A 12956-nucleotide genomic window follows, 5' to 3' on the forward strand; every position below is an offset into this window, starting at 1 on the left:
GTAGCGGACTGCTTGCCTAGTCAGTCGCGAACTCAAGCGCCCTCGACAGCCACACGGCTTGGTCGGGGGCTTTTGTTTTAGATCTGATTCGATGGTTGTTGTTATTTGAAACACTAAGGAGCTCGACATCGTGGTTGCTTCACACAAGCCCCCGACGAATGCATCGACGCAGCCTGGTGATGAGCGCACCGCGCCGCTGATCACCGGAGCCGACGCTGTCGTTCGCAGTCTTGAGGAGCTAGGTACCGAGATTGTCTTTGGCCTCCCCGGTGGCGCGGTGCTTCCTCTTTACGACGCACTGTTCGCAGCAGAGAAGCTGCGGCATGTGCTGGTTCGCCATGAGCAAGGTGCAGGCCACGCCGCAGAAGGGTACGCGGTTGCTTCTGGAAAGGTTGGCGTGTGCATCGCCACTTCCGGGCCGGGGGCCACAAACCTTGTCACACCGATCGGTGACGCTTATCTGGACTCGGTCCCGATTGTTGCCATCACCGGCCAGGTAGGTTCGTCAATGATCGGAACCGACGCGTTCCAAGAGGCGGATATTCGTGGCATTACGATGCCAATCACTAAGCACAACATCATGGTCACGGACGTCAACGAGATCCCGAGTGTGATTGCAACTGCATTCCACATCGCATCTAGTGGCCGTCCGGGTCCGGTGCTTGTGGACATCCCGAAGGATGTTCAGGCACAGCTCATGGAGTTCTCGTGGCCGCCGAAACTGCTCGAGACTGGGTATGTTCCCGCTGACGAGCCGCTCAGCGAACAGGTAATGAAGGCTGCGGAGCGAATCTCGCAGGCGAAGCGGCCGGTGTTGTATATCGGTGGTGGCGTCGTCAAGTCTGCTGCGAACAAGGAGCTGCTTGAGCTTGTCGAGGCCACTGGCATCCCAGTGGTGACTACCTTGATGGCGTTGGGCGCATTCCCGCAGGACCATCCGTGCTACATGGGCATGCCTGGCATGCACGGCACCGTGCCGGCGGTTGGTGCCCTGCAGGAAGCGGATCTCCTGATCGCAATCGGAACCAGGTTTGATGACCGCGTGACCGGCGACGTTGACACTTTCGCGCCTCACGCGGACACGATTCACGCTGACATCGACCCGGCAGAGATCGGGAAGATTCGTCCAGTTGATGTGCCGATCGTCGGTGATGCGAAGAAGGTGCTTGCTCAGCTCACTGCAGCGTTTACAGGCTCGCCGAATACTCCGGCGCCGAAGATAGACGCCTGGATGGAGCGGCTTCAGGATCTCCAGGAGCGGTTCCCGCGTGGGTACGACAAGCAAGACGATGGGAAGCTTTCTCCGCAGTTTGTGATCGAGATGCTGTCGAAGACCGTCGGAAAGGATGCGATTTACGCGTCCGGCGTTGGCCAGCACCAGATGTGGTCAGCGCAGTTCCTGGACTTCGATAAACCTCGTCACTGGTTGAGCTCCGGCGGCGCCGGCACCATGGGGTATGCGGTTCCAGCCGCTATGGGTGCGAAGGCCGCGATGCCCGATAAAGAGGTATGGGCCGTCGACGGTGATGGTTGTTTCCAGATGACGAACCAGGAGATCACCACCGCGGCGATGGAGGGCTTGCCAATCAAGGTCTGCCTGATTAACAACGGCAACCTCGGCATGGTCCGCCAGTGGCAAACGTTGTTCTATGAAGGCAACTACTCGCACACCAAGCTCGGTGGGGAAGAGGCATACGTCCCTGACTTTGTGAAGCTCTCTGAGGCACTCGGGGCGCAGGCTGTTCGCGTCACGAAGGAAGAGGACGTCGTCCCCGCGATTGAGTGGGCGCGCGGTATCAATGATCGGCCGGTCGTAGTTGAGTTCATCGTCGGCGAGGACGCACAGGTTTGGCCGATGGTCGCTGCGGGCGCTTCGAACTCAGACATGCAGTACGCGCTCGGGATGCGGCCGTTCTTCGACATGGAGGAATCCGCCGCGGAAACCCCAGAAGCAATTCACGAAGTGTTGACGACACTCGAAGATGAAACAGAGGGAGCGAAATAAGATGGCACCAGTGCAAACAATCACTCGGCATAGGCTGTCGGTGCTTGTGCAGGATGTCGATGGCATCATTACGCGCGTATCCGCTCTGTTTACGCGCCGTGGCTACAACATGGTCTCGCTTGTGTCGGCAAGCACTGAGACCGAAGGCATCAACCGGCTGACCATCGTGGTCGATGCGAGCGAGTACTCCGTTGGGCAGATCCAGAAGCAGCTCAACAAGCTCGTCCAGGTTATTAAAGTCCAGAGGCTTGACGACGACGCCACCGTCGCCCGATCGATGATGCTGGTCAAGGTGAGCGCGGACAACAGTAACAGGCCGCAGGTCGTGGATGCCGCGAACATCTTCCGCGCACGTGTCGTCGACGTCTCGCCCGAGTCCCTCGTGATTGAAGCGACGGGCACGCCCGCAAAGCTGCGGGCGTTGCTTGAAGTACTCGAGCCTTTCGGAATTCGCGAGCTTGCGAGTTCCGGTGATGTCGCGCTTTCGCGCGGCGCCGAAACAATGGCATCGCAATCCTAAGCGCGACGCTATTAACTCCGATATATTTCTCCATACGCATAAAGAAAGGTGAGCCGACTCATGGCTATTGAAGTTTTTTACGACCAGGATGCAGACCTGTCCATCATCCAGGGAAAGAAAGTTGCAGTAATCGGCTATGGATCGCAGGGCCACGCGCACGCGCAGAACTTGCGTGAATCCGGCGTCGATGTTGTGATCGGCCTGCGTGAGGGCTCGAAGAGCGCGGAAAAGGCCAAGGAGGCTGGCTTCGAGGTCAAGAGCAACGCTGATGCTTCCGCATGGGCGGACGTCATCATGTTGCTGGCACCGGATACTTCCCAGGCAGAAATCTTCCGCAACGATATTGAGCCAAACCTGAAGGCTGGCGACGCCCTGTTCTTCGGTCACGGCCTGAACATCCACTTCAACCTGATTGAACCAGCGGACGACATCATCGTGGGCATGGTTGCGCCGAAGGGCCCGGGCCACTTGGTGCGTCGTACGTTTACAGAAGGCAAGGGCGTGCCGTGCCTGATTGCTGTCGAGCAGGACCCGGAGGGCAATGGCCGCGACCTGGCACTCTCGTACGCTGCAGCAATCGGTGGTGCTCGTGCCGGTGTCATCCCGACGACCTTCGAGGCTGAAACCGTCACCGACCTGTTCGGAGAGCAGGCCGTTCTGTGCGGTGGCCTGGAGGATCTCATCATGACGGGCTTCGATGTCCTCGTCGAGGCTGGCTACGAGCCAGAAATGGCGTACTTCGAGTGCCTGCACGAGATGAAGCTGATCGTGGATCTGATCTACGAAGGCGGCATGGCGAACATGAACTACTCCATCTCCGATACCGCAGAGTTCGGCGGCTACCTGTCTGGTCCGCGCCTCATCGACGAGGGCGTTAAGGACCGCATGCGTGACGTGCTGCGTGATATCCAGGATGGCACCTTCACCAAGCGCCTCGTTGAGAACGTGAAGAACGGTAACAAGGAGCTGGAGGACCTGCGCGCCAAGGTCTCCTCGCACTCGATTGAGAAGACCGGCAAGGAACTGCGCTCGATGATGAGCTGGGTGCAGAACCCGCTGAATGAGACCGCCTAGGCTTTCTCATAACGTAAAAACTGGGAGCGACCCAACAGAAGGGCCGCTCCCAGTTTTGTTTGTGCTTTGCGCTATTGCGCTGGTGCCGTCTCGGATTCGGGTGCGTCGCTAAGGACTTCGTCGAGATTCACTGTGGTAGTGACTTCTTCCGGCACTGTCGGTTCGGAAGCGTCAGTGTTCGTCTCGGTAGCAGGCTCAACCGTTTCCGTGGTGTCTTCTGTCATCGTGGTGGTGATATCGACGGTTTCAGTTGCCGTCACGCTGGGCTGGTTGTTGTTGAATTCTTCTTCACTTTGGCCGCCGGCGAACAGGGACCACAGTAGCCATGCGAGAAGGAGGAAGACGAGGATGCCAAGGAGCCACTTCCACCAACCGCCGTTCTGCGGAGTTGGCTCGGATGGAGCGGGAAGGTGGCGTCGCTCCTCTGGTATCTCGAGTGGGGGGTTGTTTGGGGTTTCGTGTGGTTGCTGAGTCACGTGTTTCCTTTCTTTTTGGTCCAGGCTAGCAAAAATCGTTCTGATTGCTTCCGAAGTTGCCCGCTTTACAGATATTCAAAGGTGGATTAGAATCACGGCATGTCGCATAGCCAGGACCACGCTCACACTCACGACCACGATCACGTCGGCGACGCGCCACTGCGTGCCCTGCTGATCGCGCTGGGAGTCACCAGCGTGGTCTTTTTCGCAGAATTGATCGGTGGCTGGCTCACCGGTTCGATGGCGCTGATGGCCGATGCCATGCACATGCTGTCGGACGCTGCTGGACTGATCATTGCGGTGATCGCCGTGGTGATAGGGAAGCGGGCAGCCTCGATGAAGGCCACGTATGGATATCGGCGCGTTGAAGTACTGGCCGCGGCGACCAACGCGCTGACGGTGCTTGTGATTTCTGTCTGGATCGTGGTGCAGGCCATTCGTCGAATCTCTGCACCTACTGAGATTGACACGGCACCGATGATGGTGATCGCCCTCATTGGCTTGGTCGCAAACGCGGTATCTGCGTGGGTGCTGCATAGCCAAAGGGAAAACTCCGTCAACGTTGAGGGCGCGTTTTTGCACGTACTTGTGGACATGCTCGGTTCGGTTGCGGTGCTCGTCGCCGGTGCGGTGATTGCTTTTACTGGCAGCCAGCTGCCGGACGTTATCGCTTCCTTCTTGATCGCGGCGTTGGTGTTGCCACGGGCGTGGTCGCTGCTCCGTCACTCCCTCCAGGTGCTACTGGAGCAGGTCCCTCCGGGATTCGATGTTGAGAGCGTCGAACCGGCCCTGCGAGCAATTGCCGGTGTGGTGGATATCCATGACTTGCACCTGTGGTCGCTCGATGGGGTGTCCGTATTAGCGACGGTTCACGTGGTTAAGCACCCTGGTGAGCAAGGAGCCCGTGTTCTCGACGACGCCCAAGAAGTATTGCGTGAGCTGGGGATTGAGCATTCCACGATCCAGGTGGAGCTGCCCGAACACCGCGGCCACGAGAATGTTTGTTGATTCTGTTCTAAAGTATGACTTATGGGTTTTACTACGCCAAGCTATTCACTCAAGGATCTCTTCGCGCGGGCTGAGCGCGGAGAGCTGCAGCTACCCGATTTTCAGCGCGAGTATATCTGGGATGTTGACCGCATTCGCACCCTGGTTACCTCAGTCTTGCGCGGCTATCCAATCGGCTCGTTCCTCGCGTTGGATACACGCGGGACACCAATGCGATTTCGCCCGCGCCCGCTCGAAGGGCTCGAGCCGAGCGTCAAGGAACCGCAACCGGGGCTGTTGCTTCTCGACGGCCAGCAGCGCCTCACTTCGCTGTACCACGCATTTAAGGGCGACGGCATCGTCCCGACCGTAGACTTCCTTGGTCGACGCATTCACCGCCAGTTCTTTGTGGATGTGCGGACGGCCGTCTCTGCCGATCCAATGCCGGTTGAAGCAGTCTTCGCTGTTGACGAAGAAGGCCAGATCCGTTCGCACTTTGGACCGGATATTCCGGAGGGCATCCGGAACCGGGAGGACATGCTGAAGCACGGTGTCGTGCCGGTGTCGCTGTTGCTCTGGAAAGAGGGCAATGACCTGCTTTTAGACATGGCGGCGGATGCCGAGGATCATGAAATGCGCGACGCGGTCAAGCTCTTCCTGAACGAAGTCATGCGCTGGATGCCGGCCTACGATGTTCCAGTGATCCGCATTGACCGGGAGACCTCGCAGATTGGCGTTGGCCAAATCTTCGCCCACGCAAACTCGGCGGGTGTCCAGATGGATGTTTTCGAGTTGCTGACGGCCATGTTTGCTACGCAAGATCCTGACTTTTTGCTTGCTGAGCATTGGCGGGGCGTCGAAAAGCAGTTGCGCGAGTACCCAGCTTTGGATGACATTGGGCGCATTGAATTCCTCCGCGCGATGTCACTTTTGCTGACGAGTCGGCATGGACACGCTGTTGGACACCGCGGCGACATCTTGAACCTTTCCCTCGATGACTACCGCCAGCATGCGCAAGAAATGGCGGATGCGTTTAAGGCGGCGGCTGAGTTTATGGCTGAGCGTTGTATTCTCAGCGTGGATCAGGTCCCGTACACCTCGCAGATTGTGCCACTGGCTACGATTTTGGCGCGTTTGGCAGAGCATCCGCAGTGGGACCGTAGCCAGGAGTCGAAGGACCGTCTCAACCGCTGGTACTGGTCGGGTGTGTTCGGAGAGCTCTACGGTGCGCACGCACCGACGATCCGTGCGGGCCTCGACGTTACCGAGGTCACCCCGTGGGTGCTGCAAGAGACTGACGCGACGCCACGTACAGTGTCCGACGCCACGTTCTCGGAGTCTCGTTTGCTTACGGCGACGGAGGAAAGCGGTGTCTACCGCGGACTGTACGCACTGCTGATGGCACGCGGCGCGCTCGACTGGAGGACAGGAAAGCCGTTCAACCGGGAGACGTTTGCGGAGCTGCAGCCGTACTTCAACACTGTGTTCCCTCCTGCGTTTTGTGACGACATTGGCGCTGACCCAGTCGTTGCGCAGTCGGTGCTCAACCGCACCCCGATGGGCAAGCGCACGGATGTGCTGATTGAGGACAATCAGCCGAAGCGCTACATTCCGCGCCTGCAGTCGAAGTCGCTCATGGACGACGACGAGTTTGATGAAGTCCTCGAAGGCCATGAGATGACGCCAATTTTCTTGCTGAACTCTCAGTGGACGGAGTTCTTGGCGGATCGTCGCGAACGTTTCGTCGGGATTGTCGAGTATGCGCTTGATAAGGCCGTGATCCGCGATATTGATGGCCCACTTGAGTCAGAGGTTGATTTCTCCGAAGAGCCCGAGCCAGAAGTAGAACCTGCACCAGCTGCTGAAGAGCCTGAGTTTGAGGCGCCAGAAGTTGAGCAGGAAGAGCCGGAAGGCGAAGAGGATTAAGCAGGTTGGGATACGGCAGCGTTGCCTCGCATTGTTGTGCGTGGCAATGCTGCTTGTTGCTTGCTCGCCAGAGCAACAATTAGGCCCGCTGGGAGAGGCGAGGAAAGTCAACCAGTCGCGCCATGTATCAGCGATGTTTGAGCAGCATCCTGTCGTGTTAGCAGACCGGACGGGGCTTGCATCGTTGCAGTATTTCTTCCGTGCTTCCGAGACGCTAGTGGTGTCGGATCCTTCAGTAGAAGCACAGCTGCGAGCTGCCTCAATCGCCGTTGTTGCCCACGCCCCGATGTTGGTCTACGACCCGAACCGACACAACGAGATTCTGCAAGAAACCGAGCGTTTACATACCTATACGGTGCTTACGGTTGGTGATGTGCCACTGGCGCAAACCACTGGACGGATGCGTGTGTACCGCGACCCGGGTGGGCGGGGAGCTTTAGGCCCGATGACGTCGCTGATGTTTGAGGAACGATTGATATCCTCACCCGAGTCTGCTGCGCAGGAAGTGGCGAAGTTGCGCTCGCGTGAGCCGACCTGGCTGAGAGCCGCATGGGCGGACCCTGCCGTGATGAAGGGGGCGCAGGCAAGACCATTCCCGATTCTCTCCCGCAGGGATGCCGATATGGCTCCGTTGGTTGTGGCGACGGCGAATACTTCGATTGCCGCGATTGCGAATGCGCGCAGCTTTGGGGCGAAGGTTGTCTTCGTGGATGAGCCGGACCCGAGAGCATCCTTTGAAACACTATTTGCTCTTGCAGGGTTAGCGGACGGCCCGCTCGTTGCACTTGGAACCGATTTCGGGACCAGCGACGAGCTATCGCGCAGGATTTCGCAAGCGGAAGAAAAGTATCAGGCTAACCGCAGGACAACCGGTAACTGACCTATTAAGGTGTTCGGGGTATCCACTCTGTTTGATTCTCAGGAGACCCCATTCTTATGTCGAAACCTGTTGTCCTCATCGCCGATAAACTTTCCCAGTCAACCGTTGACGCACTTGGCGACGCGGTGGAAGTCCAGTGGGTAGATGGCCCAAACCGTGAGGCGCTGCTCGCGGCAGTCCCCGCCGCGGACGCACTGCTTGTTCGCTCCGCAACGACGGTCGATCGTGAGGTGATCGAAGCAGGTGCAAACCTTAAGATTATCGGCCGCGCTGGTGTTGGTCTTGACAACGTTGATATTCCGGCGGCAACCGAGCACGGTGTGATGGTTGCTAACGCCCCGACCTCGAATATTCACTCAGCCTGTGAGCACGCAATCGCACTGCTGCTTTCTACCGCTCGCCAGATTCCGGCAGCTGATTCCACGCTGCGTAATGGTGAGTGGAAGCGTTCGGCGTTTAAAGGCACCGAGATCTTCGGCAAGACCGTAGGCATTGTCGGCTTCGGGCACATTGGCCAGCTGTTCGCGCACCGTCTGTCTGCGTTCGAAACCACGATCGTCGCATACGACCCTTACGCGAACCCTGCGCGTGCAGCGCAGATGGGTGTCGAGCTCGTCGAGCTCGAGGAGCTGATGGCTCGTGCAGATTTTGTGACGATCCACTTGCCGAAGACGAAAGAAACTGCAGGCATGTTCAATGCGGAGCTGCTTTCTAAGGCCAAGCCGGGACAGATCATTATCAATGCGGCCCGCGGTGGCCTCGTTGATGAGCAGGCGCTTGCTGACGCCATCAAGTCTGGCCACATTCGTGGTGCAGGTTTCGACGTGTATGCAACCGAGCCGTGCACGGATTCGCCGCTGTTCGAACTCGAAGAGGTCGTCGTAACGCCGCACCTTGGCGCATCTACGGCTGAGGCGCAGGACCGCGCGGGTACTGACGTTGCGGATTCTGTGTTGAAGGCACTGGCCGGCGAGTTCGTCGCTGATGCTGTCAACGTTGCTGGTGGCAACGCGGGCGAGGAGGTAGCTCGTTGGCTCGACTTGTCGCGCAAGCTTGGGCTGCTTGCAGGCAAGCTACTGGAAGAGGCTCCGGTATCGCTGAAGGTGACGGCTCGCGGTGAGCTGTCCACGGAGGAAGTCAACCTGTTGGGCCTGTCTGCTGTGCGCGGTCTGTTCTCGGGCATCGTCGATGAGCCTGTGACGTTTGTGAACGCACCTGCTATCGCTGAGGCCCGCGGATTGAGCTATACGGTCGAGACAGAGACTGAAGCACTGACGCACCGCAGCGCGCTCGAGGTCCAGGCCGTTGGGGCAGAAGGGCAGACCGCTACGGTGACTGGCGCGCTGACGAGCCTGGAGGGCGTTGAGAAGATCGTTCGCATCAATGGTCGCGGTGTAGACATGCGTGCGGAAGGCCGCAACTTGTTCTTCCGCTACACCGATGTCCCTGGAGCGCTCGGAAAGGTGGGTTCGCAGCTTGGTGCGCACGATATCAATATCGATGCTGCCGCGCTGACTCGCACCACGAAGGGCGACGGTGCAGTGCTCATCCTGCGCGTGGATAAGGAAGTTCCAGAGCAGCTCGAGGAGCAGATCGCGCAGTCTATCGACGCCACTTCGATCCAGCTCGATTTGGATTCCTAAAGGCGGTTCCCTCACGGGCGGACAGTGTTACACTAAACGCACTGTCCGTCTGGTGAGAAAGGAATCCCAAAAATGAAGGTTGCTGTTATTGGTGGGGACGGCATCGGCCCTGAAGTGATGGCAGAGGGGCTCAAAGTTCTGAATGCTGTTCGCTCGGACGTAGAGACCACGGATTTTGACCTTGGCGCGCGTCGATACCTGCGTAACGGCGAGCTACTCACCGACGGTGACCTCGAGGCGCTGTGTGAACATGACGCAATCCTGCTCGGCGCAGTCGGGGACCCGCGAAAGGTTCCCGCTGGTGTGCTTGAGCGCGGGCTCCTGTTGCCACTGCGCTTCAAGCTGGATCACTATGTCAACCTGCGCCCGTCGCGCTTGTACAAGAGTGTGACCTCGCCGCTGGCACGGCCGGGTGACATTGACTTTGTAGTTGTCCGCGAGGGAACCGAGGGGCTCTATGCCGGCAATGGTGGCACGCTGCGCGAAGGTACCGAGCATGAGGTTGCCTCCGAAGTTTCTCAAAACACCTATTACGGTGTTGAGCGCGTCGTGCGCTACGCCTTTGAGCTTGCTCAGCAGCGCCGCAAGAAGTTGACTCTTGTGCACAAGACGAACGTCCTGGTCAACGCTGGTGGTTTGTGGCAGCGAGTCTTCGACGAGGTCGCGCAGGAGTTCCCAGAGGTGACCACGAACTACCACCACATCGACGCGGCGACTATTTACATGGTCAGCGACCCTTCGCAGTACGACGTCATTGTGACGGATAACCTGTTCGGCGATATTTTGACTGACTTGGCCGGCGCAGTTGCAGGTGGTGTGGGCCTTGCGTGCTCGGGCAATATCAACGCGGCAAAGGTCACGCCTTCGATGTTTGAGCCAGTCCACGGTTCTGCACCGGATATTGCAGGTCAGGGTATCGCCGACCCGTGCGCGATGATTCTCTCCGTCGCGATGATGCTGCGCTTCCTCGGCGATGAAGACAATGCCCAGAAAATTGAAGCGGCCGTGGAAAAGGAAGTGACGGGCCGCGAAGGGGCTGAGATAGTGACGACTGAGGTTGGCGAGCGGATTGCTGCCGCGCTGAGGTAACCACGTAGGGTTGAGGCCAGATTCAAACAGGACCTCCGTGTAGGAAAGGCGGGAGACATTGAAGATGGCTTCGACCCGGCATCGTGTTGGCAGCGTCATCGTTGCGCTCGGTGTTGCAACGGCAAGCTTGAGTGCGTGCGCAACTGGCGACGCCGAAAAAGGAGCGCAGGGCGCGCAAGCCTTGGAGATGTCCGGTGCCGAGGTTATTCAAGACCCAGACGGGACCGGCGCGGAAGTTTCGAAGCGGTTGTATCCAGCGTCGGACGCTGTGGTTGTCGCGGGTAAGGAGCGGGAGTCGCAACTGCTTGGTGCGGCAATCGCCCTGGAACGTGGCATCCCTTTGTTAGTGCGTTGGCCAGGTACAGACGAGGCCGTTGATGCAGAGATTCAACGACTAGGCGCCACCGAAGTCATCACGCCATCAGAGGAAGCGGGCGTGGAGCCGCTGCAAAGCGACAACCCTGAGCGTGATATCGCCACAGTTGCGGCTACGCAGCCACAGCAACCTGGGGCACTCACACTGCCACCGGTCCTGGTGACGGAGGAGACGTCGCTTGGAGCCGCCGTGTCCGCGCGGGCGGCAGGTGCGGAACTCGAAGTCTTGCAGTTCCCGGATCCACGTGTCACCTCAGACGCTATGCGCACAGTGTTGGAGCAAGACACGCTCGCCCTTGGACTGCAATGGGGCAACACCGAAATGTACCGGGACAAGATCACGCTCGCGACCCACGGTGAATTACCTGGAGGTGGCGGTCTTGTCTTTCCCGGACGGCGCATGATTGCGCTGTACGGGCACCCGTCGGGCCCAGCACTCGGCGTTATGGGGGAGCAGCCTCCCGCTGAAGCGGCGCAGCTAGCAACATCGTATGCGCAACAGTACCAACCGTTGGACGGGCAGCCGGTGATCCCTGCGTTCGAGATTATTGTCACGGTGGCTTCGCAATCTCCCGGCGCTGACGGCGACTACTCCAACGAGACAGCGATCGAGGACCTCGTACCATACATCGATGCGATCACTGAGGCTGGTGGCTACGCAGTGCTCGACCTCCAACCCGGTCAGGGTGATTTCCTTCACCAGGCCCGCCTCTACGAAGAGCTCCTGCTTCGGCCGAACGTGGGGTTGGCCCTCGATGCCGAGTGGAAGCTGAATCCCGGCGAGCAGCCATTGTCCCGTATCGGGTCGGCAACTTCGGGCGAGATTAATGCTGTTGCTGATTGGCTTGCGGCCCTCGTTCGAGAGCACAAACTGCCACAAAAGATGCTCATCCTGCACCAGTTCAGGCTGGATATGTACCCGGATCGTGAAAATATCCGAACTGACCAGCCGGAATTGGCGTGGGTGCTCCATGCGGACGGTCATGGCGTGCCGGAGCAGAAGTTTGATACCTGGAACGTCCTGCGTCAAGGTTTGAGTCCTGATTACTTCATGGCGTGGAAGAACTTTATCGACGAGGACACCCCAACCTTTAGCCCGGAGCAGACATACAACGACGTCCAACCTCGGCCGTGGTTCGTGAGCTACCAATAAAGTGCGAGCAGCCTTCGGGGTTGTATGCTCGTCCCTATGCGTTTTGGACGAATTGCTACACCCGAAGGCATGACCTTCGCTGTCATTGATGAAGCGGCGACGACCGCGCGTGCTATTGCTGGTACGCCATTCACCGACCCTGAGTTCACCGGCAAAGAGTGGAAGCTTGAAGAGGTGAGGCTGCTTGCACCGACGTTGCCGTCGAAAATTGTGGCAGTCGGCCGCAACTATGCGGACCACGTCAAGGAAGTCTTTCAACAGACCGCGGATGATTTGCCGCCGACGATTTTCATCAAACCGCCGACAGCAGTTGTCGGTCCCGGCGCGCCAATTCGCATCCCCAAGTTCGCTACCCGCGTTGAGTTCGAGGGAGAGCTTGCACTCGTCATCGGCGTGCCGTGTAAGAACGTGAAAGCGGACCAGTGGAAGTCGGTAGTGCGTGGTGTCACCATTATTAACGACGTCAGCTCGCGCGATCTCCAGTTCTCCGATGGGCAGTGGGCACGCGCGAAGGGCATGGATACCTTCGCTCCGCTAGGGCCATGGATTGAGACAGATCTTGAGCGCTTCAATTTTGATTCGCTGCCGATCAAGGCGCACCTCACACATGAGGGGGAGACTGCGACAAAGCAGGATTCCAACTCGGACCAGATGATTAAGTCGATCGGCGAAATCGTCGAGTGGGTCAGCGAGTCATTCACGTTGCTTCCGGGCGATGTCATCGCAACTGGCTCACCTGCGGGGACCGCGGAAATGGTCCCGGGCGACGTGATTGAGATTGAGATCCCAGGTATCGGCTCGCTGACTAACCCGGTGGCGCGCGCCTAG

11 protein-coding genes are annotated in these 12956 nt (G+C 58.7%); 10 read left to right on the top strand and 1 reads right to left on the bottom strand.

From position 1 onward, the window contains the following. Positions 1-130: 130 nt before the first annotated feature. Genes JMN37_RS07475 through ilvC form a run of 3 tightly spaced genes read left to right on the top strand, consistent with a single transcriptional unit; the run spans position 131 to position 3599 of the window. Positions 131-2005, top strand: a complete 1875-nt coding sequence (locus tag JMN37_RS07475) for an acetolactate synthase large subunit (protein ID WP_070479167.1) — start codon at positions 131-133, stop codon at positions 2003-2005. 1 nt (position 2006) lies between these two features. Next, entirely contained in the window at positions 2007-2525 is a 519-nt protein-coding gene (gene ilvN, locus JMN37_RS07480; RefSeq protein WP_070362578.1) for an acetolactate synthase small subunit, read from the top strand. 60 nt (positions 2526-2585) lie between these two features. Then, the gene (gene ilvC / locus JMN37_RS07485; protein ID WP_252931512.1) at positions 2586-3599 is read left to right on the top strand and encodes a ketol-acid reductoisomerase; all 1014 of its coding nucleotides are present in this window, start codon (positions 2586-2588) and stop codon (positions 3597-3599) included. A 71-nt stretch (positions 3600-3670) separates the two neighbouring features. Here ilvC and JMN37_RS07490 read toward each other — a convergent pair whose 3' ends face one another. Then, positions 3671-4075: a hypothetical protein gene (locus tag JMN37_RS07490; protein WP_070362576.1), complete on the bottom strand. Its 405-nt coding sequence runs from the start codon at positions 4073-4075 to the stop codon at positions 3671-3673. A gap of 99 nt (positions 4076-4174) precedes the next feature. Here JMN37_RS07490 and JMN37_RS07495 point away from each other — a divergent pair, with 99 nt between their 5' ends. The 7 genes from JMN37_RS07495 (at position 4175) to JMN37_RS07525 (ending at position 12956) form a co-directional block, all read left to right on the top strand. Then, complete coding sequence (locus tag JMN37_RS07495; RefSeq protein ID WP_070362575.1) at positions 4175-5083, top strand: cation diffusion facilitator family transporter; 909 nt, start codon at positions 4175-4177, stop codon at positions 5081-5083. A 21-nt stretch (positions 5084-5104) separates the two neighbouring features. Next, positions 5105-6988 (top strand): DUF262 domain-containing protein, encoded by a 1884-nt coding sequence (locus tag JMN37_RS07500; protein WP_070479163.1) that lies wholly within the window; start codon positions 5105-5107, stop codon positions 6986-6988. 46 nt (positions 6989-7034) lie between these two features. After that, complete coding sequence (locus tag JMN37_RS07505; RefSeq protein ID WP_252931545.1) at positions 7035-7868, top strand: hypothetical protein; 834 nt, start codon at positions 7035-7037, stop codon at positions 7866-7868. 56 nt (positions 7869-7924) lie between these two features. Continuing rightward, positions 7925-9511, top strand: a complete 1587-nt coding sequence (gene serA, locus JMN37_RS07510; RefSeq protein ID WP_070362573.1) for a phosphoglycerate dehydrogenase — start codon at positions 7925-7927, stop codon at positions 9509-9511. 72 nt (positions 9512-9583) lie between these two features. Further along, positions 9584-10600: a 3-isopropylmalate dehydrogenase gene (locus JMN37_RS07515; protein ID WP_070976378.1), complete on the top strand. Its 1017-nt coding sequence runs from the start codon at positions 9584-9586 to the stop codon at positions 10598-10600. 64 nt (positions 10601-10664) lie between these two features. Next, complete coding sequence (locus JMN37_RS07520; RefSeq protein WP_252931513.1) at positions 10665-12128, top strand: cell wall-binding repeat-containing protein; 1464 nt, start codon at positions 10665-10667, stop codon at positions 12126-12128. 36 nt (positions 12129-12164) lie between these two features. Next, positions 12165-12956 carry a fumarylacetoacetate hydrolase family protein gene (locus tag JMN37_RS07525; RefSeq protein ID WP_083329507.1) on the top strand — a complete coding sequence of 264 codons (792 nt, stop codon included), beginning with the start codon at positions 12165-12167 and terminating at the stop codon, positions 12954-12956.

This window comes from Corynebacterium lipophilum, from assembly GCF_024102595.1.
Lineage (GTDB): Bacteria > Actinomycetota > Actinomycetes > Mycobacteriales > Mycobacteriaceae > Corynebacterium > Corynebacterium pseudogenitalium.